This window comes from uncultured Jatrophihabitans sp. (assembly GCF_964246335.1).
In the GTDB taxonomy this organism is placed as follows: Bacteria; Actinomycetota; Actinomycetes; order Mycobacteriales; family Jatrophihabitantaceae; genus Jatrophihabitans.
This window is the reverse complement of the sequence record NZ_CAXTQF010000021.1, coordinates 1-20795: the sequence shown is the minus strand read 5'-3', so window position 1 is coordinate 20795 and position 20795 is coordinate 1. Positions and strand designations below refer to the sequence as shown.

23 protein-coding genes are annotated in these 20795 nt (G+C 71.3%); 12 read left to right on the top strand and 11 right to left on the bottom strand.

The window, feature by feature from the left end:
- Positions 1-15: 15 nt before the first annotated feature.
- Positions 16-417 carry an NUDIX hydrolase gene (locus ACFFCN_RS08405; RefSeq protein ID WP_375490693.1) on the bottom strand — a complete coding sequence of 134 codons (402 nt, stop codon included), beginning with the start codon at positions 415-417 and terminating at the stop codon, positions 16-18.
- Positions 418-552: 135 nt separating this feature from the next.
- On the opposite strand from ACFFCN_RS08405, the gene ACFFCN_RS08400 reads away from it, so the two are divergent.
- The 4 genes from ACFFCN_RS08400 to ACFFCN_RS08385 all read left to right on the top strand — a co-directional run bounded on the left by ACFFCN_RS08400 (position 553) and on the right by ACFFCN_RS08385 (position 3126).
- Positions 553-711, top strand: coding sequence for a hypothetical protein (locus ACFFCN_RS08400; protein WP_375490692.1), 159 nt, complete (start codon positions 553-555; stop codon positions 709-711).
- A gap of 6 nt (positions 712-717) precedes the next feature.
- Positions 718-1296, top strand: coding sequence for a hypothetical protein (locus tag ACFFCN_RS08395; protein WP_375490691.1), 579 nt, complete (start codon positions 718-720; stop codon positions 1294-1296).
- Positions 1297-1330: 34 nt separating this feature from the next.
- Positions 1331-2188 (top strand): PHP domain-containing protein, encoded by an 858-nt coding sequence (locus ACFFCN_RS08390; RefSeq protein WP_375490690.1) that lies wholly within the window; start codon positions 1331-1333, stop codon positions 2186-2188.
- A gap of 65 nt (positions 2189-2253) precedes the next feature.
- Entirely contained in the window at positions 2254-3126 is an 873-nt protein-coding gene (locus tag ACFFCN_RS08385; RefSeq protein ID WP_375490689.1) for a RecB family exonuclease, read from the top strand.
- A 12-nt stretch (positions 3127-3138) separates the two neighbouring features.
- On the opposite strand, the gene ACFFCN_RS08380 is transcribed toward ACFFCN_RS08385, so the two are convergent.
- The 4 genes from ACFFCN_RS08380 to ACFFCN_RS08365 are packed head-to-tail and all read right to left on the bottom strand — an operon-like array spanning position 3139 to position 7948.
- Positions 3139-3924 (bottom strand): oxygenase MpaB family protein, encoded by a 786-nt coding sequence (locus tag ACFFCN_RS08380; RefSeq protein WP_375490688.1) that lies wholly within the window; start codon positions 3922-3924, stop codon positions 3139-3141.
- Between the two features lie 42 nt (positions 3925-3966).
- Positions 3967-4800, bottom strand: a complete 834-nt coding sequence (locus ACFFCN_RS08375) for an alpha/beta fold hydrolase (protein WP_375490687.1) — start codon at positions 4798-4800, stop codon at positions 3967-3969.
- Positions 4797-6146, bottom strand: coding sequence for a PQQ-binding-like beta-propeller repeat protein (locus tag ACFFCN_RS08370; protein WP_375490686.1), 1350 nt, complete (start codon positions 6144-6146; stop codon positions 4797-4799). Before ACFFCN_RS08370 ends, ACFFCN_RS08375 begins: the two co-directional genes overlap by 4 nt.
- Positions 6143-7948, bottom strand: coding sequence for a DEAD/DEAH box helicase (locus ACFFCN_RS08365; protein ID WP_375490685.1), 1806 nt, complete (start codon positions 7946-7948; stop codon positions 6143-6145). The genes ACFFCN_RS08370 and ACFFCN_RS08365 overlap by 4 nt, the downstream gene beginning before the upstream one ends.
- A gap of 174 nt (positions 7949-8122) precedes the next feature.
- On the opposite strand from ACFFCN_RS08365, the gene ACFFCN_RS08360 reads away from it, so the two are divergent.
- On the top strand, positions 8123-8767 hold the full coding sequence (locus ACFFCN_RS08360; RefSeq protein ID WP_375490684.1) for a ferritin-like fold-containing protein: 645 nt from the start codon (positions 8123-8125) through the stop codon (positions 8765-8767).
- 14 nt (positions 8768-8781) lie between these two features.
- On the opposite strand, the gene ACFFCN_RS08355 is transcribed toward ACFFCN_RS08360, so the two are convergent.
- The 4 genes from ACFFCN_RS08355 to ligD (ACFFCN_RS08340) form a co-directional block, all read right to left on the bottom strand.
- Positions 8782-9012, bottom strand: a complete 231-nt coding sequence (locus tag ACFFCN_RS08355; protein WP_375490683.1) for a DUF3107 domain-containing protein — start codon at positions 9010-9012, stop codon at positions 8782-8784.
- Between the two features lie 243 nt (positions 9013-9255).
- Positions 9256-9861 (bottom strand): TetR/AcrR family transcriptional regulator, encoded by a 606-nt coding sequence (locus ACFFCN_RS08350; RefSeq protein WP_375490722.1) that lies wholly within the window; start codon positions 9859-9861, stop codon positions 9256-9258.
- Between the two features lie 68 nt (positions 9862-9929).
- Positions 9930-10865, bottom strand: coding sequence for a non-homologous end-joining DNA ligase (gene ligD, locus ACFFCN_RS08345; protein ID WP_375490682.1), 936 nt, complete (start codon positions 10863-10865; stop codon positions 9930-9932).
- A 2-nt stretch (positions 10866-10867) separates the two neighbouring features.
- Entirely contained in the window at positions 10868-11797 is a 930-nt protein-coding gene (gene ligD, locus ACFFCN_RS08340; protein WP_375490681.1) for a non-homologous end-joining DNA ligase, read from the bottom strand.
- 41 nt (positions 11798-11838) lie between these two features.
- Here ligD (ACFFCN_RS08340) and ACFFCN_RS08335 point away from each other — a divergent pair, with 41 nt between their 5' ends.
- The 6 genes from ACFFCN_RS08335 (at position 11839) to ACFFCN_RS08310 (ending at position 17213) form a co-directional block, all read left to right on the top strand.
- On the top strand, positions 11839-12822 hold the full coding sequence (locus ACFFCN_RS08335) for a Ku protein (protein ID WP_375490680.1): 984 nt from the start codon (positions 11839-11841) through the stop codon (positions 12820-12822).
- A 30-nt stretch (positions 12823-12852) separates the two neighbouring features.
- Entirely contained in the window at positions 12853-13833 is a 981-nt protein-coding gene (locus ACFFCN_RS08330; RefSeq protein WP_375490679.1) for an alpha/beta fold hydrolase, read from the top strand.
- 53 nt (positions 13834-13886) lie between these two features.
- Positions 13887-14906 carry a DUF3152 domain-containing protein gene (locus ACFFCN_RS08325; protein ID WP_375490678.1) on the top strand — a complete coding sequence of 340 codons (1020 nt, stop codon included), beginning with the start codon at positions 13887-13889 and terminating at the stop codon, positions 14904-14906.
- Between the two features lie 96 nt (positions 14907-15002).
- Positions 15003-16163: an adenylyltransferase/sulfurtransferase MoeZ gene (moeZ, locus tag ACFFCN_RS08320; protein ID WP_375490677.1), complete on the top strand. Its 1161-nt coding sequence runs from the start codon at positions 15003-15005 to the stop codon at positions 16161-16163.
- A gap of 62 nt (positions 16164-16225) precedes the next feature.
- A complete protein-coding gene (locus ACFFCN_RS08315; RefSeq protein ID WP_375490676.1) occupies positions 16226-16816 on the top strand; it encodes a TIGR03086 family metal-binding protein in 591 nt (196 codons plus the stop codon).
- 76 nt (positions 16817-16892) lie between these two features.
- The gene (locus tag ACFFCN_RS08310) at positions 16893-17213 is read left to right on the top strand and encodes an MGMT family protein (protein ID WP_375490675.1); all 321 of its coding nucleotides are present in this window, start codon (positions 16893-16895) and stop codon (positions 17211-17213) included.
- Here ACFFCN_RS08310 and ACFFCN_RS08305 read toward each other — a convergent pair.
- Both ACFFCN_RS08305 and ACFFCN_RS08300 read right to left on the bottom strand, forming a co-directional pair.
- Positions 17177-18433: a serine hydrolase domain-containing protein gene (locus ACFFCN_RS08305; protein ID WP_375490674.1), complete on the bottom strand. Its 1257-nt coding sequence runs from the start codon at positions 18431-18433 to the stop codon at positions 17177-17179. The two genes, ACFFCN_RS08310 and ACFFCN_RS08305, sit on opposite strands and share 37 nt — an antisense overlap.
- A 31-nt stretch (positions 18434-18464) precedes the next feature.
- Entirely contained in the window at positions 18465-19205 is a 741-nt protein-coding gene (locus ACFFCN_RS08300) for a DUF429 domain-containing protein (protein WP_375490673.1), read from the bottom strand.
- A gap of 87 nt (positions 19206-19292) precedes the next feature.
- Here ACFFCN_RS08300 and ACFFCN_RS08295 point away from each other — a divergent pair.
- The coding region (locus tag ACFFCN_RS08295; RefSeq protein WP_375490672.1) for an ATP-dependent helicase at positions 19293-20795 on the top strand (1503 nt) is incomplete at its 3' end.

Sequence of the window (20795 nt, the reverse complement as noted above, 5' to 3'; positions counted from 1 at the left end):
TCACGCCGGAGCAGTTCACGCGGGCAGCAGGTCCCACGACCGCAGCGTCTCGAACAGCAGCGGAGTCAGCGGCAGCGCCGTCAGGTCCGCGAGGTCGACCCACCGCGCCTCGGACGCGTCGTCGCCGGCCTGCAACGCGCCGCCCACGACGCGGCACACGAAGTCGTCGATGACGAAGACGTCGCCGCCCGGTGCCGGACGTTCGACGCGGCCGGCAACGCGGACGACGTCGACCTGCAGGCCGGTCTCTTCGGCAACTTCACGCGCGCACGCGTCGGCGGGGGATTCACCGCCCTCGCACTTGCCGCCGGGCACCGACCACAGCCTCTCGGCGGGCGGTCGGCCGCGGCGGATCAGCAGCAGCCTCGCGGCGTCGTCGAACACGATGCCGCCCGCGCACGGGATTCGCCGGTTCACCGGCGCGCTGCGTCGGTGCGGCGCGGCTCCCCGATTTGCCCGTGGGGGTGCGGTATGAACGTGGGCGTTGCGATCTCGGCTGCCCGGTGCGCCGAGCCGAATCGTCCGGACCGAATGCTCAGGGGGCACCTGCCGATGGTCAAGATAGCCATCGCCGCTCTCGTCGGCGCGTTCGTCCTGTTCTACATCATCACGTCGCCGGACAACGCGGCCAGCATGGCCGACGGCGCGTGGCACGTCACGGTGAACATCGCGCACGGCATCGGGCACTTCTTCGACAAACTGTCGTCCTGAGGCCTCGTGCCGGCCCTGCTGCCCTCCGAGCTGCCGGTGCGCGCCCGCACCCGGTACCACTGGACGACGATGTTCCGGCCGCCGCACAAGATCCTCGGCGCGGCGCTGGTCATCCTGCTGCTCGCCGCGATCTTCGACCCCAACCCGATGGCCTGGATCGCGGTCGTGGTGTTCCTCGGCCTCGGTTTCCTGCGCTGGCAGACGTGGGCTGCCGAGTGGGTCATCCTGACCGGCAAGCGGATCATCCGCATCCAGGGCGTGCCGGAGACGACCTCGACGGAGGCCTCGCTGCGCACCGACCGGATCTCCGGCGCGCGGCTCACGCAGACCGTGCCGGGCAAGCTGCTCGATTACGGCACGATCGACCTCGAGGCGCCGGGTGATCACCCCGACGTGCGGCATCTGACGAAGATCGCCGGCCCGCACCAGTTCTACCTCGAGCTGCGCCGGGTGGCCTTCGGTGAGGCCGTGAACGGCGACCCGGACGACGGCCTCGACGACGAGCACGACGACTTCCGTACCGAGCCGCTCCCGCGCCTGCCGCGACTGCCGCGCGGTGCAGACAGATTCGGCAGGCGCCGCTGATCGACTCGCTGCCGGCTGCCTAGTGTTGAGCGCGATGCGCATCGACCTGCACACCCACAGCTCCGCCTCGGATGGCACCGACACTCCGGCGCAGCTCATCCGCACGGCGGCGCAAGCCGGCCTCGACGTCGTCGCGATCACCGACCACGACACGACGGACGGCTGGGCGGCGGCGTTCGAGGCACGGCCGCCCGGGCTGACCGTCGTGCCGGGCGTCGAGTTCTCCTGTGTCTACGTCGCGCCGGAGGGACGGCGCATCAGCCTGCACCTGCTCGCCTATCTCGTCGACGACACCAACGCCGACCTGCAGGCCGAGTGGCAGCGGCTGCGTACCGCGCGGCGCACGCGAGGCGAGCAGATGGTCGACAACCTGGCCGCTGCCGGCTACCCGATCAGCTGGGCGGACGTCACCGGGCTCGCGGGCGACGCGACGATCGGCCGCCCGCACCTCGGCCGCGCGCTGGTGGCGGCCGGCGTGGTGCCCGACGTCGACACCGCGTTCCGCGAGTTGCTGTCCTCGCGCCAGCCCTACTACGTGCGCAAGCCCGACACCGACGTGTTCGACGCGATCGCGCTCACCGTCGCCGCGGGTGGCCTGCCGGTCTTCGCGCACCCGCTCGCGCGCCGGCGCGGTCCGGTGGTGCCGGACGAGGTCGTCGAGCAGATGACGCGTGCCGGGCTCGTCGGTCTCGAGGTCGACCATCCCGACCAGGACGCCGATGACCGCGCGCACGCGGCGCGGCTCGCGCGCGATCTCGAGCTGATCGGCACCGGCTCGTCGGACTATCACGGCGCCAACAAGCGGACGCCGATCGGCGCGTGCACCACCGACGACGCGCAGTACGAGCGGCTGCTCGCGCTGCCGGCCGCGCGCCGGCCGGTCAGCGGCTGACCGCTCGGCGTGTTCCCGGTACGCCGTGCCCGGAACTGTCGCCGCGGCGACCTAGGGTGGCAACCATGACTGCCGCAGCGCAGCCCGCCGGCGAGGCAGCCGCGGGCCAGTTGACGCTGGCGCACATGCCGACGCGGCTGTTCGGGTGCACGCCGTCGCGGCTTGCGGCCTTCGACTGCCCGCGGCGCTACCGATTCACCTACCTCGACCGTCCGGCGCCGGTGCGCGGGCGGCCCTGGGCGCACAACACCGTCGGCGCCACCGCGCACCTGGCGCTGCACAAGTGGTGGCTGCTGCCACGGGCCCACCGCACCGCCGACGAGGGCGCGAACATCGTCGAGCGCAACTGGCAGTCCATAGGTTTTTGTGACGAGCGGCAGTCGCAGCGGGTCTGCACGAGCACCGCCGACATGGTTCGCGACTACCTCGCCGAGCACGTCGACCCCACCGACGAGCCACTCGGCGTCGAACGCACCGTCGCGACACGCACCGAGCGGCTCGCGGTCTCCGGCCGCGTCGACCGCATCGACGAGCGCGACGGCGAGCTCGTCGTCGTCGACTACAAGACCGGCCGTCGCGAGCTCGACACCGACGACGCCCGGGGCTCCCAGGCGCTGGCGCTCTACGTGCTGGCAGCGCGCCGCACGCTGCGCAGACACTGCGCCCGGGTCGAGCTGCACCACCTGCCCACCGGCAAGGTCGCGGCTTTCGAGCACACCGACGCGTCGCTGGGCCGCCATCTCGACCGCGCCGAGCAGACCGCGCAGGACATCGTCACCGCCACCGACACGCTGGCCGCGGGTGCGCAGGCCGACGACGTCTTCCCGGCGAACCCGACGCCGGGCTGCTCGTGGTGCGATTTCCGTCAGCACTGCCCCGAGGGCCGTGCCGTGTCCGCTGAGCTCGATCCGTGGGCCGGGATCGCCGACCCGGACTGACGCGCACGCGCGTCACGACGCCGCCGCACGCTCCTTGGCGTCCCGGTAGAGCGGTCCCTCCCGGTACTGGGCCGGCAGCGCGCGCACCGCGCCGCGCAGGGTCCGTAGCCCCGCAGCCGTCGCGAGCGTCCGCCCCGGCAAGGCGGGCAGCCGGTACATCCGCAGCGCCCAGTCGGGCAGCAGCCCCAGGGCCAGCGCGGACACCGTCGACCAGCCCAGCCGTGCCGGCAGCACCAGCGCGGCACGCAGCGGCAACGGCGGTGCGATCACGACGCGTGCCGCGTCCCGGGCCTCCGGGGTAATTCGCAGAATCGGACGCAGCGCCGCGATCGCGTCGTAGAGCTGCGCCGCATCGGTGGGCGTGCGCTCGGTGGGCACACCGACGAGCGACGCCGACAACGCCTGTTCGGCGACGTAGGCATCCGCCTCGGCCGGCGTCAGGCGCAGTCCGGCGGCACGCGCGCCGACCAGGAACGAGTCGACCAGGCACAGGTGCACCCAGGCGAGCTGTTCCGGGTCGTCGATGCCGATGGCGGCATGCACCTTGCGCAACCGCGCGGCGGCGGCGTCGACGTCCGCACGCGGCGCGAAGGACACGGTGCCGACGTAGAGGGCCGTCGATTCCAGCCGCTTCCAGGGGTCGTCGCGGAAGTTCGAGCGCTGCGCCAGCAAGGTCATCGCGCCGGGGTGCAGCGCCTGCATCAGCAGCGCGCGCAGACCACCGATCATCGCGATCGGTTCGCCGTGGATGCGCCACGTCATGCTGCCCGGGCCGAAGTAGCCGACGTCACCGCTCACTATCGGGGCATACCCACTCTGCTCGTCAGTGCCCGTTTCTGCTCAGGACTGCCAGAAGCCGACCAGGGTTGTGGCCAGTCCGGTCGGGTTCTCGATCGCGGGGGAGTGCGCTGCGTCGCGGATGGGTGCGTATCGCGCACCGAGCCGCTGCGCCATGTCCGCCTGCGCGTCGATCGGCCACGCGTCGTCGTCCACACCGTGCGTCACGAGCACCGGCACGCCCGTCGCGGCAAGATCGTCGACGCGGTCCGGCTCGGTGCGCAGGGCGTCGGCCATGCCCTGCAACATCTGCGGCGAGCCGCCGAGGAAACGCCGCTCCAGGAAGTCGGCGAGGTCATCCGGCGGTGCGACGAACGCGGGGTCGCCGAGCGCCGCGCTCTGCATCGCCGCGTAGACGCCGGGGAGCCCGGACGCGGCGAGCACCGGCTCGAGGGTGTCCATGCTCAACCGCCGGGTGCCGCCGAGATGGGCAGGGCCCGAGCACAGCAGCGTGAGGGATCCGAACCGGTCCGGCTGCGCGATGACGGCCGCGCGGGACACCAGGCCGCCGAACGAGTGGCCGAGCAGCCGCACATCGGCACCGAGCGCCGCCGCGACGCCGAGCACCGCGACGGCGAGCCGGTCCGGCGTGTAATCGGCGGCCGCAGGCAGACCGGGCGACTCGTACTGACCCGGCAGGTCGATGGCGGTGACGAAGTACCCGGCCTCGGCCAGCGGATCGAGGACGGGACCGAAGTCCTCCTTGCTGCCCGTGTAACCGGCGACGAGCAGTACCGGCGGCGCGCTCTCGTCACCGGTCTGCAGCGCGGCGATGCGCTGGTCGACGAGCTCGAACGTCGTGCGCCGCGCGGAGCCGGTGGACAGCTGCGCCGTCATTGGTAGTCCACCGTCCCGGTCCGGGTGCCGACGAGGAAGCCGGTGCCGAGCGGGAAGACCCGGGTGTCGCTGCCCGTGGAGGTGAGTCCGGCCAGGGGGAAGTGACCGGCGGGCTTGCCGGTACGCGCATCGAGCTCGACAACGGCGCCGGCGACGGGCGCGGTGATCGTCGCGTTCGACAGCTGCGCGGGGTCGTTGTCGCTGAGCACCGTCGGTGCAGCCGTGGTCGCGGTGGTCCACACCGGCTGCGGCTGGTTCTGCTGCACCACCGTGGTGTGCCCACCGATCCATGCCAGAGCACCGTCGCTGGTACCGACGGCAGTCGCGGAGCGCAGTGTCGCGGAATCGAGGGCCGGCGCAGGCTGCAGCCCAACACTGAGCACCGGGCGGCCGTTGTTCGGGGCGAACGTGTCGATCTCGCCGGTGGTGCGATTGAGCGCGCTGATCACCGACGCCGAGGCCAACGGCACGTCCGAGTTGCCGACGTCGTTCCAGGTAAACTGGTCGAAGTTCGGCTTCGAGGTGTCCAGCTGCCCGGCGGTGGCGCTCCGCAGGACGAGCTGCTGCCCGCGGGCACACAACTTGACGCCCTTGCAGCGCGGGTTGGGGCAGTTCTGGCTGATCAACGCCCCGGCGGCGCCGATGACGGCGGCGTTCGTGTGGCAGCCGTAGCGCCGGTACGTCCAGCGGTCGAGGCCGGTCGACGGGTCGATCGCGTACATCGCGTCCGGCGAGTAGATCAGCAGCGTGTCGGATTTCCAGCGGTAGGACGCCGCACCGTTGAGGGTGACGCCGTCCTCGTCCAGCGTGCGTGTCCAGTCGCGCGCGCCGGTACCGACGTCGAGTGCCGTCACCTCGTCGCAGTCGCCGTGCAGCGCGTACACCGCCACCGCCGTGGCGCCGAGCTGGATCGTGTTGCACACCCGGCGGTCGGTGCGCGTGTAGCTCCATGTCTGCGCGCCGGTGCGGGCGTTACGTCCGCTGACGGTGTGCGTCGAATAGGTGACCACCGTGCCACTGGTGGTCGGGGTGCCCAGCGCGAGTCGGTCGCCGCTGCGCCAGCGCTGCTGCGGTGCCGCGACCGGGCGCGCCGGGCCGATGCTCGCCGGCGGATGCGCGACGGTGCGCAGCGTGGTGTGTGCGGCCTCGCCGCGGGACCAGGCGACGGCCGCGAATGTCGCCAGCGCGGCCACCACCACCGCGACCGTCACGAAGTAGACGAGCCGCGATCTGCGCAGCCTCGCGTTGTGCCGGTCCAGCGCCGCATCGGACGCCGCCGCCCGCGCATCGCCGGCCCCGGGCTGCGCTGCTGCGCGGGGTTGCGCCGGAGGCGGCGGGAGGGTCACTCCGCGGAGTCGTTCGCCTGCGGCGTCGCGGCCGCTGCATCGTTGCCGCCCTGCCCCTGCCCGCGGCCACGGCCGCCGCGCCTGCGCCGACGCGCGCGGCCGGCGTCGCCGTTGGCTGCCGCCACGGGGGTGTCACCGGCGTGCTGGGCGTTGGCACCCGCGCCCTGGGCGGCCTGGGCGGCCTCGGCGGCCTGATCGACCGGGCGGCCGCCGCGGGTACGGCTGCGGTTGCGCTGCGGGCGGTTGCCCTCGCGCTGTTCGCCGTTACGTCGTTCCCCGTCGCGTCGCTCGCCGCCGCGGCCGGACTCGCGCGAGCGAGACGGCCCGGATCTGCCGCGCCCGTTGTCCCGACTGCCCTCACGGGTGCGACTGTCGCGGCCGCCGAGGTCCTCGATGCGTTCGGCGTCGAGACCCTCGCGGGTGCGCTCACTGCGCGGCAGCGTGCCCTTGGTGCCCTCGGGGATGTCGAGTTCGAGGTAGAGGTGCGACGAGCTGGAGTACGTCTCGACCGGCTCGTGGTAGGGCAGTTCGAGCTCGTCGCAGATCAGCTTCCAGCGGGGGATATCGTCCCAGTCGACGAGCGTGACGGCGGTGCCCTTCGCACCGGCGCGCGCGGTGCGGCCGATGCGGTGCACGTACGTCATCGCATCCTCGGGTGCCTGATAGTTAATCACGTGGGTGATGCCCTCGACGTCCAGCCCGCGGGCCGCGACGTCGGTGGCCACCAGCACGTCCACCTTGCCGGAGCGGAACGCGCGCAGCGCCTGCTCGCGGGCGCCCTGGCCGAGGTCACCGTGGATGGCGGCAGCCGCGAAGCCGCGGTTCTCGAGCTCGTCGGCCACCTTGGCGGCGGTGCGCTTGGTACGGGTGAAGATCAACGTCAGCCCGCGGCCGCGCGCCTGCAGCACGCGCGAGATCAACTCGACCTTGTCCAGCGCGTGGGCGCGGTAGACGAACTGGTCGATGTGCGACGTGCTCGGCGTCCCGGTGCCCTGCTCGGCGCGGATCTGCACCGGCTGGATGAGGAACTGGCGCGCGAGCGCGACGATCGGGCCGGGCATCGTGGCGGAGAACAGCAGGGTCTGGCGTGCCGCCGGGACCATCGCGAGCAGCTTCTCGATGTCGGGCAGGAAGCCGAGGTCGAGCATCTCGTCGGCCTCGTCGAGCACGAGGATCCGCGCGTCGCTGAGCTTGAGATGACCCTGCTGGGCGAGATCGAGCAACCGGCCCGGCGTGCCGACGACGACGTCGACGCCCTTCTTCAACGCCTCGATCTGCGGCTCGTAGGCGCGGCCGCCGTAAATGGTGAGCACCCGCGCGCCCAGCCGCTTGCCGGCGCTCGCGAGGTCGGCCGACACCTGCACCGCGAGCTCGCGGGTCGGGGCGACGACGAGCGACTGCGGCAGCGCGCCGGGCTCGCCCGGCAGCGTGAGGCGGTTCAGCAGCGGGACGCCGAAGCCGAGGGTCTTGCCGGTGCCGGTGCGCGCCTGACCGATGAGGTCATTGCCGGCCAGCGCGATCGGCAGCGTCAGTTCCTGGATCGCGAACGTGCGGGTGATGCCCACGTCGGCGAGCGCCTGGACGATCTCCGGCTTGATGTCGAAGTCGCTGAACGCGGGGCTGTCGCTGCTGACGGGGGCACGGGCGGCGAGCTCGTCGGCCCGCGGCGCGGGGTCCGGGAGGTCGGTGCGGTGGTCCGCTTCCGCGGGCGACAGCCCGATCTCGGAATCCGCGGGCGACAGCCCGATCTCGGAATCCGCGGGCGATAGCTCGTCAGCGGGCGTGGTTGTCTCTTCGGTCATGCGCATCCTCGGCTGAAGTGCGCCGACCTCGACTCTGGCAGTGGTGCGCGCCTGCAACCGAGTGGGAGGGAGGCGAGCAGCGCGGTCGACGCGCAGATTCGTCTAGCTTTACGCGGCCATCATATCGGTTCGCGATCTGCGCCCGTGCAGCGGCGAACCGATAGCCTGCGCAGCGTGCCGCCCGAGGACGCTGTCGTCGATCTGCTCGGCGCGCTCGCGTACGGCGAGCTCAGTGCCTTCGACCACCTGGCCGACGACGCGGGCCTGTCGCCGGACCTCGCCGGGCGCGCGGAGATGTCGTCCATGGCGGCGCTCGAGTTCGAACACTATCGGCGCATCGCCGCGCGGCTGGGCGAGCTGGGCGCCGACCCGGCGCTGGCCATGGCGCCGTTCGTCGCAGCGTTGGAGAGCTATCACGCGATCACCAAGCCGTCGACGTGGCTGGAGAGCGTGGTCAAGGCCTATGTCGGCGACGGGATGGCGGCCGACTTCTTCCGCGAGGTGGCGACGTTCGTCGACACCGAGACCGGCGACCTCATCCGCGACGTGCTGGTGGAGGGTGGCCGGGCGGAGTTCGCGGTACGTGAGGTCAAGGCGGCGGTCGCCCAGCAGCCGGCGGTGGCCGGCCGGTTGGCGCTGTGGGCGCGCCGGCTCGTCGGCGAGGCCATCAGCCAGACACAGCACGTGCTCGCAGACCGCGATTCGCTGATGCTCCTGTTCGTTCAGGGCACCGGGGACATCACCGGGGTGGCCGCGCTGATCACGCGGATCACCGATCGGCACGCGGAGCGGATGGTCGCGCTCGGCTTGGATAGCTGAGTCGCGCGCGGCAACTACGGCGCGGTGGCGAAACCGACGCGGCGGGTGTCGGCCTGCGCGATGTCGACGTAGGCGACGAGGTTCGCCGGCACGATGACCTTGCGGCCCTTCTCCTCGACGAGCACGAGCTGGCCGTCGACGCTCTTGAGGGCCTCGGCGACGGCGTGCTCGACCTCTTCGGGCGTCTGCGGGCTGTCCAGGACGATCTCGCGAGCCGTGTGCAGCACGCCGATCTTGACCTCCACCGCGAACCTCCGCCGAGTCGATGGCCGCGACGTCGTGCCGCGTCCTGCCGACAACGCTAGTCGAGCACCGGTGAGGTCCGCCGCTCGGTCGGCTGCGCCGTCAGCGAACAGTGACTGCAGCGCAACGTGTGCCGACGTAGCGACTGTGCACCGGATACCGCGCGACACGCCGTAAACGACCTGCAGACGGTGCACAGTCCGCCTTTGGTGGCAGCAAACAGCCGACGTCAGAGCGCCAAGTGGTCAGATGTGCCGGGGGAAGTTCGAGATGCCCCGCCACAGCAGCGATTCGAGCAGCGCGACGGCTTCCTCCTGCGACACCGGACGGTCGCTGGCGAGCCACCACCGCGCAGCCACCTGCGCCGCGCCGGTGAGGGCGGTGGCGAGCAACGCCGCCTCGGCCTGTGCGAGCCCGGTGTCGGCGGCCACGACGTCGGCCACCGCTTCCATCGTCGTGCGGGTCACCGACTCGACGCGGTCACGCACCGCCGGATCGTTGACCAGATCGCTTTCGAAGATCAGCCGGAACGCGCCGTCGTCCTCGTCGCGGTCGACGAAGGCGAAGTACGCCGACAGCACGCCGTGGATGCGCTCGCGGTTGTCCGTGTGCCCCGCGAGAGCATCGATGACGGCGTCGCGCAGCGCCTCGGTCTGGGTGTCCAGCAACGCCAGATAGAGCTCGAGTTTGCCGGGGAAGTGCTGGTACAGCACGGGTTTCGAGACGCCGGCGCGCTCGGCGATGTCATCCATCGCGGCAGCGTGGTAGCCGTTGGCGACGAACACCTGCTGGGCGGCGGCGAGCAGTTGCTTGCGGCGTGCCGAGCGGGGCAGTCGGGCTCCACGGCCCATCTCCGCGCCGAGGGCGCTGGACACGGCGGCTCCTTGTTCAGGTCGCTGATTGCTCCCGCAAGGGCAATCTACCGGTCGGTCACCATCGCCGTCGTCAGCCGGGCCCGGTGCTCGTCGCCGAGCAGCCCGTCGCACAGATCACCGTGCTCGGCGACGCGGTCGAGGACCTCCTCGCTCGTGAACGACAGGTCCCCGCCTGCCTCGACCTCGTCCCACGTCAGCGGCGTCGACACGGTCGGCTCTGGGCGCGCGCGCAGCGAGTACGGCGCGACGGTGGTCTTCGCGGGATTGTTCTGGCTCCAGTCGACGAGCACCTTGCGCGGGCGCAGCGACTTGGTCATCCGCGAGACGACGAGATCCGGATGCTGCTCCTCCAGCCGCTTCGCGATCTCGTGCGCGTACCGCGACGGCAGGTCCTGGTCGTCGACGCTGACCGGCACGCTGACCTGCATGCCCTTCGAGCCGGAGGTCTTGGCGAACGCCGTGAACCCGTCCTCGGCGAGCACGTCGCGCAACAGCAGGGCCACCTGCGCGGACTCGACGACCGTTGCCGGCGGACCCGGGTCGAGGTCGAACACGACGATGTCGGTGCGCGGCTTGCGGGCCCGGCGCGGCACCTGCCACTGCGGCACGTGCAGCTCCAGCGCGGCGAGGTTGGCCAGCCACACCATCGTCGGCAGCGCCTCGACGACGATGTAGTCGATCGTCTCGCGGTTCTTCGTCGACCCGGGCACGGGCAGCGTCACCGTGCGCACCCAGTCCGGCGTGCCGCGCGAGGCGTTCTTCTCGAAGAAGAAGTGCTGGTCGACGCCGTTCGGGTAGCGCTTGACCGTGAGCGGCCGGTCGGCCAGATGCGGCAGCAGCGTCGGTGCGATGCGCGTGTAGTAGTCGATCACCTCGCCCTTGGTGAATCCCGCGTCCGGGTAGAGGACCTTGTCGAGGTTGGACAGCGTGAGCTCGCGCCCGTCGACGTCCACCTGCACCTTCTGCGACTTCGCTGCCACCGCTACCCGTCCCCTCGTGCGTCGGCCACGTCCTTGTCCGCGCGGATGCCGCGGAACACCGGTTGGCGCAGTCGCCCGTCGCCGGTCCAGGCGCTGAACTCCACCTCGACGACGACGGTCGGCTCGCTCCAGTGCAGCTTGCGGGTCCGCGCGGTCGGCGGCGGCACGCCGTCGGCCGCCGCGGTGCGGCGATCGGTGAGCATCGACTTCAGGGTGGCCGCCACCCGCCCGGACAGTCCGCTGCCCGCGCGCCCGGCGTAGTGCAGACCGTCGTCGCGCATGATCCCCAGCACCAGCGAGCTGAGCGTCGCGGGATGCTCCGGGGCGGACTCCCAGCCCAGGACGACGAAATCGCCGGCCCGGACGAAACGAAGCTTGCGCCACTGCTCGGACCGCGCGCCGGGCCGGTACGGCGACGTCGCGAGTTTGGCCACCACGCCCTCGAGACCGTGCTCGCGGGCGACGGCCTCGGTGGCGGGACCGTCGTCGAACGACGGCGACAGCGTCCAGCCGTCGTGCTCCGCGGCGAACCGCTCCAGCGTCGCGCGCCGCTCCCTCCACGGCCGGCCGGTGACGTCCACGCCGAAGCGGCGCAGGACGTCGAAGGCCACGAAGGTCACCGGAATGTCCGCCGCCGCGCGCACGACGTCGGACTTCCCGCGCAGGTGCATGCGCGACTGCAGCCGCTCGAACGACGGCCGGCCGTCGACGAACGCCACGATCTCGCCGTCGAGCAGGGCGTCGCCGACGTCCGCAGCCTGCGCGACGATCTCCGGATAACCCGAACTCACGTCGTTACCGGCCCTGCTGTGCAGGCGCACACCGCGCTCGGTGACGTCGAGCAGCGTGCGCACGCCGTCCCATTTGAACTCGAAGACCCAGTCCGCGCCGGACGGCAGTACGGCCGTCGCAGTGGCGAGCATGGGCTGCATACGTCCATTCTTAGGGCAACCGATCAACGAAAGCGGGCGGCATGCGGTCGATTTGGAAGGGCAGTGTGTCCTTCGGTCTGGTGAGCATCGGCGTGAAGCTGTACTCAGCCACCGACGAGAAGAGCGTCAGCTTCCACCAGGTGCGGCGCGAGGACGGGGCGCGGATCCGCTACAAGCGGGTTGCCGAGAGCGACGGCGAGGAGGTCTCGTACTCCGACATCGCGAAGGGGTACGAGCTGCCCAACGGCGAGACAGTCGTGCTCACCGACGACGACTTCGCTGACCTGCCGCTGCCCAGCGCGCGCGTGGTGGACGTCGTGCAGTTCGTGCCCGCCGAGCAGATCGACCCGATCTACTACAACAAGAGCTACTACCTCGAGCCGGAGAAGAGCGCGGTCAAGCCCTACGTGCTGCTGCGCGACGCGCTCACCGAGAGCGAGACGGTCGGCGTGGTCAAGGTGGCGATCCGTAACCGGGAGCAGCTGGCGACGCTGCGCGTGCGCGACGGCGTGATCGTGCTCAACACCATGATCTGGCCCGACGAGGTACGCACCGCGGACTTCGGGTTCCTCGACGACGACGTCGAGCTGCGCGAGCAGGAGAAGAACATGGCGCGCTCGCTCGTCGAGAGCATGGCCGGTGACTTCGAGCCGGAGGACTATACCGACGACTACCGCGAGGCGCTCGAAGCGGTCATCGACGCGAAGGTCGAGGGGCGCGAGATCGTCGAGACGGAGGAACCGCAACCCAACGCCGGCAATGTCGTCGACCTGATGTCCGCACTGCGGGCATCGGTGGACGCCGCGAAGAAGGGCCGCGGCGAATCCGCCGGCGGTGCGGCAACGGCGGCGAAGGCGCCGGCCAAGAAGGCCGCCAAGAAGGCCGCCACGAAGGAGACGGGGAAGGCGGCGAAGGCGCCGGCCAAGAAGGCCGCCAAGAAGACCGCCAAGAAGACCGCAGCGAAGAAGACCACCAAGGCGAGTACGAAGACGGCAGCGCGCAAGGCCGCCCGCAAGAGCGCCTGACCGATGGTTACCCGTCGGTAGGCTGAGCTGATGCCGAAGCCGCCCACGCGTACCGCACCGCGCGCCAAGCTCGCCGATGTCGACCTGCCGTCCCTCGACGGGGTGCAGATGTGGCCCGGTCACGAGGTCCAGCTCGGCAACCGGCGCATCCACGTCCGCACGACGCCCGCCGACGGCGACTCGGTGGAGCAAGCGGTCTTCGTGCACGGCCTCGGCGGCTCGGCACACAATTGGACGGATTTCGCGGCGCTGCTGCGCGGCCGGCTTGCGATCGACGCGCTTGACCTGCCTGGCCACGGGCGCTCACCGGGCGTGCCGAACCGCGACTACAACCCCGTCGCGCACGCGCAGGTCGTCATCGACTACATCGAGCAGTACCGCAACGGTCCGGTGCACCTCATCGGCAACTCGATGGGCGGCGCGGTGTCGATCCTCGTCGCCGCGCGACGTCCGGACCTCATCCGCACCCTGACGCTGATCTCGCCGGCGGTGCCGGACAACCGCGTCCGGGTCTTCCCGCTGCGCAACGACCCGCGCATGGCGATCCTCGTCGTGCCCGTCCTCGGCGAGTTCCTGATGAAGCAGTTCGACAAGCGGTACGCGCCGGAGGCGCGGGTCAAGGGCACCATCGCGCTGTGCTTCGCCGACCGCAAGCGCTACCCGAAGCAGCGGCTCGACGAGGCGGTCGCCGAGGCGCGCGACCGGCTCGACAAGCCGTGGGCGGCGGCGGCGTTCCTGCGCTCGATGCGCACGCTCGCCACGTCGCAGATCCTGCGCGGCCGCAAGGGCTGGGCGACGATGCGCAAGATCACCGCGCCGACGCTCGTGCTGTGGGGCGACACCGACCGGCTGGTCGCGCCCGACCTCGCGCCGTACGTCGCCGCGGCTATCCCGGACTCACGCCTGCTCGTCTTCGATGACATCGGCCACACCGCGATGATGGAGGACCCGGCCGCCACCGCCCGCGCCGTGCTCGCGTTCCTCGACGAGACCGCACCCACCGGATCCTGAGCGCCTGCGCCGCTTCGGCGTTATTTGCCGGTGGCTGTGGCAACCTTTGGTGCGTGGCGGTTCAGGATCCTTCGCGCGTTCGCGGCGCTGAGGGCACTGTCGACGACGTCGCCCGGGCCCGCGGCGCCGTGCGCAACACCGAGACCCTCTACGGTCGCCGGCCACCACAGCGTTCGACCGGGCACGCGTGGATGCGGTTCACGCAGCGCTACGGCTGGCGGGCGTACGCGCTGCCGATCCTGCTGGTCATCACGATCGTTGCGCTGCTGACGACGCGCTCCGCGCCGAAGGCCGCCAAGCCCACCGCGCGTGCGCACGTGCCGGCGCGTGCCACCGCCCCGCCTGCCGCGGCCCCCAGTTCCATCATCAAGGCGGACCCGGCCGGCGGCGACATCAACCCGAAGGTGCTCGCGGCGGCTGCGTTGCCCGCCGGCCCGGCCTACACGCTCAAGGGCGCGGGCACGTTCCGGGTGTTGAAGGGCAGCACGCCCGTCGTCGGTCACGGCAAGCTGTTCCGCTACAGCGTCGAGGTCGAGAACGGGATTCAGGGTGTCGACCTCGCACAGTTCCAGCAGCTCGTGGTCTCGACGTTGTCGAACCCGCAGAGCTGGTCCGGGCACGGTGTCGCATTGCAGCGCGTCGACTCCGGACCCATTGACTTCCGGGTGTCGCTGACCTCGTCACTGACCACGCGCAAGTTCTGCGGCTACACGATCCCCGCCGAGACGTCCTGCTACGACGCCGCCGGCAGCACCAGCAAGGTCAACCGGGTGGTGTTCAACGTCGCGCGGTGGATGCGTGGCTCGACCGCCTACGTCGGTGATCTCGCGGCGTATCGCATCTACATGATCAACCACGAGGACGGGCACGCCCTCGGCCACCAGCACGCGCACCAGTGCCTGCCCAACGGCCTGGCACCGGTGATGATGCAGCAGACGTTCGGCCTGCGGTCGCCGCAGACGGGCAAGTTCTGCTCCGCCAACGCGTGGCCGTACCCCACGGGGGTTGCCGGCGCACCGGGCGCCGAACAGCCCGACACCGCGAAGAACGACGAGTACGGCAAGGGCGACTGAGGCTGCAGTCACCGCCGCGGCCGCCGGGGTGGGTGGAATGCGCCCGCGCGTGTCAGGGTTGAGGTGGACAGACCAGACCCGACCGTGAGGAACACCGTGTCTTTGCCGCCGCTCGTGGAACCAGCCGATGAGCTCACCATCGACGAGGTCCGTCGCTACAGCCGCCACCTGATCATCCCCGACGTCGCGATGATCGGTCAGAAGCGGCTCAAGAACGCCAAGGTGCTGTGCGTCGGCGCCGGTGGCCTCGGCTCGCCGGCCCTGATGTACCTCGCGGCAGCCGGCGTCGGCACGCTCGGCATCGTCGAGTTCGACGTCGTCGACGAGTCGAACCTGCAGCGGCAGATCATCCACGGGCAGAGCGACATCGGCCGACCGAAGGCCGAGTCCGCGCGTGACTCGGTGCGCGAGATCAACCCGCTGATCACCGTCAACGTGCACAACGAGCGGCTCGACAACGACAACGTGCTCGACATCTTCGCCGACTACGACCTCATCGTCGACGGCACCGACAACTTCGCCACCCGCTACATGGTCAACGACGCCTGCGTGCTGCTCGGCAAGCCGTACGTGTGGGGCTCGATCTACCGCTTCGACGGCCAGGTGTCGGTGTTCTGGGACGAATACGGCCCGAACTACCGTGACCTCTACCCGGACCCGCCGCCGCCCGGCATGGTGCCGTCGTGCGCCGAGGGTGGCGTGCTGGGCGTCCTGTGCGCGGCCATCGGCGCGGCCATGGTCAACGAGGCCATCAAGCTCATCACCGGCATCGGCGAGACACTGCTCGGCCGGCTGCTGGTGTTCGACGCGCTCGAGGCGAGCTGGCACGAGCTCAAGGTGCGCAAGGATCCGAACGCGCCGAAGATCACCGAGTTGATCGACTACGACGCGTTCTGTGGTGTCGTGTCCGAGGAGGCGCAGGAGGCCGCCGCCGGTTCGACGATCACCGCCAAGGAACTCGCCGAACTGCTCGACTCGGACAAGCCGACCTATCTCGTCGACGTCCGCGAGCCGGCGGAGTGGGAGATCGTCAAGATCCCCGGCGCCACGCTCATCCCAAAGGACGAGATCCTGCGCGGCGACGCGTTGTCGAACCTGCCGCAGGACAAGCAGATCGTCATGTACTGCAAGACGGGCGTGCGCTCGGCCGAGACGCTGGCTGCGGTCAAGGCGGCCGGCTTCCGCGATGCCGTGCACGTGCAGGGCGGCGTCACCGCCTGGGTGAACCAGGTCGATCAGTCGCTGCCGGTCTACTGATCGCGCGTTCGCTCACGGGGTAGGTGGTTCCGCCGAGCGGTCGTCTCGGGTAGGACGGTCGTATGGATGACCAGCTCGAGCAGTTCCTGACCGTCCAGCGCGCCTTCGGTGAGCGCGTGCACGCCGTGCGCGAGGACCAGTGGCAGGAGAGCACGCCCTGCCGAGACTGGACGGTCGCGGACCTCGTCGGACACCTCGTCGAAGAGCACCAGTGGGCCGCGCCGCTGCTGCACGGCCAGGACATCGATACGGCACGCAAGATAGTCGAGGGCACACGGTCGCTGCCGGTCGACGGCGGCGTGGGCGCGAACCTCGCCGAGCAGTGGGACGAGGCAGCCGTCGGTTCCGCCGACGCGTTCACTGCGGACGGCGCGTTGCAGCGCACGGTGCACCTGTCCTACGGCGAGCGACCGGTGCCCGAGTACCTGGGGCAGATGACCGTCGACCTGTTGGTGCATTCGTGGGATCTCGGCACCGCGATCGGCTTCGACGGCTCGCTGCCCGAGGACGTCGCCGTACGGGTGTGGGGCGACGTCGAAGGCATGCGGGACGCGTTCGCCCAGAGCGACATGTTCGGCGATCCGGTGGACGTGCCCGACGATGCCTCGGCCCTGGACAAGCTCCTCGGCCTCACCGGCCGCAACCCGCACTGACGACGTGCCCAGCTACGAGGTCAACGAGAAGGCAGCCGACGACCTGCTGACCCGGCTCGACGGCCAGTCCTGACCGGTGCCCGAGCGCGCCGACTTCGCCGAACGTGTGCTGGCCGCCGTCGAGGCCATTCCGGCCGGGCGGGTGATGACCTACGGCGACGTCGCCGAATACGCCGGCATCCGTTCACCGAGATCGGTGGGGCAGGTGCTCGCCGCCGACGGTGGGACGGTCCCATGGCACCGCGTCCTGCGCCATGACGGCTCGATGGCGCCGCACATCCGCGACGAGCAACGCGCGCGCCTGCGCGCCGAGGGTGTGCGCTTCCACGGGCAGCGATCCGAACGTGTCGACCTGACCGCCTATCGCTGGGACGGCGTATCCACCAGCGCCGAGTAGACGAGCTGGCGCAACTGCGAGCGGACGGGGTAGGTGCTCGACGGCAGCAACTGCGTCATGAACACCGCTGTGACGTCCTCGACCGGGTCCACCCAGAACGCGGTGCTGGCGGCGCCGCCCCACGCGAACTCGCCGCGCGAGGACAGCGTGTGCGTCGCGGCGGGGTCGAGCGTCACCGAGAAGCCGAGGCCGAAGCCGACGCCGTCGAACGGCGTCTCGGCGAACAGCGGCCGGCCGAAGGTGGCGAGGTCGGCGCCGCCGGGCAGGTGGTTGCGGGTCATGTAGCGCACGGTGCGATCGCCGAGCAGACGCACGTCACCGTGCTCGTCCCGCAGTCGGCCGAATCCGCGCAGCAGCCGGGCGAAGCGGTGGTAGTCGTGCAGCGTCGACGCGAGGCCACCGCCGCCGGACAGCCAGGTCCGTTCGAGCGCGCCGTTGCCCAGCGCATCGTTGCGCACCAGACCGCCGCGCGACGTCGGCAGGTACAGCGCAGCGACCCGCCCGTGCTCGGCCGCGGGTACCTCGAACGTCGTGTCGACCATGCCGAGCGGATCGAGGATCCACTCGCGGAACACCTCGTCCAGCGGCTTGCCGGCCAGCACCTCGACGAGCCGGCCCAGCACGTCGGTGGACACCGAGTAGTTCCACTCGGTGCCGGGCTGGAACAGCAACGGCATGGCCGCGAACGCCTCGACGGCGCCGGCGAGGTCGACGCCTTCCGGTGTGCTCCACTCGTACCCGGCGGTGCGGTACATCGCGTCGACAGGGTGTGCGCGGTGGAAACCGTAGGTCAGCCCCGATGTGTGCGTGAGCAGATGCCAGACGCGGATCGGCTCGGTCGCCGGCTCCGTCTTCGGTCTGAGATCCGAGCCCGCGACGTAGACGCGCATGTCGGCGAACTCGGGCAGCCAGTTGCTGATCGGGTCGGTGAGCTCGAACGCGCCCTGCTCGTAGAGCATCATCGCCGCGACCGACGTGATCGGCTTGGTCATCGAGTAGATCCGGAAGATGGTGTCGCTCTCGACCGGCAGCCCCGCCTCGATGTCGCGCAGGCCGCCGCGCGTCACGTGCGCGATCCGGTCGCGGCGGGTCAGCAGGAACGAGTAACCCGGCAGCTTGCCGTCGTCCACGTAGCGCTGCAGCAACGCGTCGATGTGAGCGAGTCGCGTGCCGTCGAAGCCGAGTTCTGCCGGATCGTCGTCGACGACGAGTTCGCTCATGCCGTCGAGCCTGCCACCCGGCGTCGGCCGCTCAGGAGCGGGTCGCCTCGCTCAGCTCGGCCAACGAGCACTCGGGTATGGCGATCCAGCCCTCGATCCGCGCCGCTGCCAGCTGCTCCGGCGCGCGCGGGTACGACCAGCGGCCGATGTGCACGGCCGCGGCTCCGAGACCGGCGATCACCGCGTCCAGGACGTGGTCGCTGTCCAGGCAGAGCGCGCGGTGGAAGCCGAACTGCACGATGCCGTCGAGCGCGTCGACGATGTACTCGCGGGTGACCCGGCCGGCCGGTCCCTTGTAACTGCGCGGGCGGATGTCCCATCGGTGCAGGGCGCCGATCGGGTACACCTCCGCGACGAACCCGTACCCGGTGCGGTCGACGGAGGGATCGAGGCGACGCAGCAGCCCGGCGGCACGGAACGCGGCGTGCGCGATCCGGTCGGCCGAGACGCTCAGCGGCCGCAGCGGCGAGTGCCACTGCGCCACCCACCGATCGGTGACCCGGTAGGCCAGTGCTCTGCGCTCAGCGATCGTGCGCGCAGGAGCGAGCGGCCCGCCGTCGGCCTGCGCATCGATGAAGTCGCGGAACGCGATCGGCCACCCGAGTGGACAGTCGAGGCCGACCTTGTCCGCGCCTGCGACGAGCGCGCACAGCTGATCGTCGGTCGCGGGGGCACGGACCTGGTCGATCCGGGCGCGGCCGTTGCGCCAGCGCAGCACGGCCGCGGCGGTGTTCTTCGGCTCGGCCGCGAGATCGATCCCGACAGTGATCACCAGGGCCTCGCCGCCGTCTCGACCCGTGCCTGCACCCGGCGACCCTACGTGCGGAAATCGTCGGTGCGACGTGCTTGCATGGCGTGCGTGACCCAGCCCGCCTACCGCCTGGTGCGCTCCGCCGCCGCGCCTGCGGCAGCGCCGGTGCTCGACGACGCCCAGCGCGCGGTGGTCGAGCACCCGGGCGGCCCGCTGCTGGTGCTGGCGGGCCCCGGCACCGGCAAGACCACCACGCTGGTCGAGGCGGTGGTCGCCCGGGCAGCCGCCGGGGTGCCGGTCGAACACATGCTCATGTTGACGTTCAGCCGGCGCGCGGGCGGGCAGTTGCGCGACCGCGTCGCGGCCCGGCTGCACCGCACCGTCCGCGAGCCCATTGCGCGCACGCTGCACTCCTACGCCTTCGGCGTGCTGCGGATGGCCAACGCCGCACGTGGTTTGCCGGCGCCGCGGCTGCTCTCGGCCGCCGAGCAGGACATCGTGTTCCGCGAGCTGCTCGAATCCGGCGATCCCGCGCGCTGGCCGGCGGCACTGCGCCCGGCGCTGCACACGCACGCGTTCGCCGGCCAGCTGCGTGACCTGCTGATGCGCGCGGTCGAGCGTGGCCTCGACGGCCCGGCGCTCGCCGAGCTCGGCCGCCGGCGCGGGCGCGCCGACTGGGTGGCCGCAGGGGATTTCCTCACCGAGTACCACGCCATCTACGCGATGGCCGACCCTGGCGCCTACGACACCGCCGAGTTGATCAGCACCGCTCTGAACGTCCTGCGCGACGACCCGGTGCTGCTCGCCGCCGAGCGGGCACGGCGACGGCGGATCTTCGTCGACGAGTACCAGGACACCGATCCGGGCCAGGCCGATCTGTTGCAGCTGCTCGCCCACGGCGCCGACGAGCTCGTGCTGGTCGGGGATCCGGATCAATCGATCTACGGCTTCCGTGGCGCGGACGCGTCGGCGATCCGCAGCGTCGACGAGCGGTACGGCGTCGCGGGTGCGCCCGTCCCGACCATCGCGCTCCAACGCAGCCGCCGCTCCGGGACGCAGCTGCTGGCGGCTACCCGCCGGTTGGCCGCGCGGCTGCCCGGCCGCGGCGAGCAACGCACCATCACCGCGGCACCCGGCCTGCCGCCCGGTCGCGCCGAGGCCGCGGTGTTCCGCACGGCCAGCGAGGAGGCCGCCTACGTCGCCGGCGTGCTGCGCGCGGCGCACCTGGACGGCATGCCGTGGAGCGAGATGGCCGTGCTCGTGCGCTCGACGGCCACGACGTTGGGTGTGCTGCGCCGCGCGATGATCACTGCCGGCGTGCCGGTGACGGTGCGCGGCGACGACCTGCCGGTGGCCGAGCAGCCGGCCGTCGCGCTGCTGTTGACGTTGCTCGAGTGCGTCGTCGATCCGCAGCGGCTGGTCGAGGACGTCGCCGAACAGCTGCTCGTCGGCCCGCTCGGCGGCGGTGACGCGCTCTACCTGCGGCGGCTGCGCCGCGAGCTGCGGCGCACCTACCCGGACGAAGAAGGTCGGGTGGCGCCCGCGGTGCGTGACGACGTCGGCGCCCGCGTCCTGCCGCGGCCGCTGGACGGCCCGGTGCGCCGCGTCGCG

Bases quoted from the DNA above. Each gene is read 5' to 3' on its own strand.
- ACFFCN_RS08400 (WP_375490692.1), top strand. From the start codon at position 553: ATGGTCAAGATAGCCATCGCCGCTCTCGTCGGCGCGTTCGTCCTGTTC.
- ACFFCN_RS08390 (WP_375490690.1), top strand. From the start codon at position 1,331: ATGCGCATCGACCTGCACACCCACAGCTCCGCCTCGGATGGCACCGAC.
- ACFFCN_RS08385 (WP_375490689.1), top strand. From the start codon at position 2,254: ATGACTGCCGCAGCGCAGCCCGCCGGCGAGGCAGCCGCGGGCCAGTTG.
- ACFFCN_RS08375 (WP_375490687.1), bottom strand. From the start codon at position 4,800: ATGACGGCGCAGCTGTCCACCGGCTCCGCGCGGCGCACGACGTTCGAG.
- ACFFCN_RS08365 (WP_375490685.1), bottom strand. From the start codon at position 7,948: ATGACCGAAGAGACAACCACGCCCGCTGACGAGCTATCGCCCGCGGAT.
- ACFFCN_RS08350 (WP_375490722.1), bottom strand. From the start codon at position 9,861: ATGGGCCGTGGAGCCCGACTGCCCCGCTCGGCACGCCGCAAGCAACTG.
- ligD (WP_375490681.1), bottom strand. From the start codon at position 11,797: ATGCAGCCCATGCTCGCCACTGCGACGGCCGTACTGCCGTCCGGCGCG.
- ACFFCN_RS08335 (WP_375490680.1), top strand. From the start codon at position 11,839: ATGCGGTCGATTTGGAAGGGCAGTGTGTCCTTCGGTCTGGTGAGCATC.
- ACFFCN_RS08330 (WP_375490679.1), top strand. From the start codon at position 12,853: ATGCCGAAGCCGCCCACGCGTACCGCACCGCGCGCCAAGCTCGCCGAT.
- ACFFCN_RS08315 (WP_375490676.1), top strand. From the start codon at position 16,226: ATGGATGACCAGCTCGAGCAGTTCCTGACCGTCCAGCGCGCCTTCGGT.
- ACFFCN_RS08305 (WP_375490674.1), bottom strand. From the start codon at position 18,433: ATGAGCGAACTCGTCGTCGACGACGATCCGGCAGAACTCGGCTTCGAC.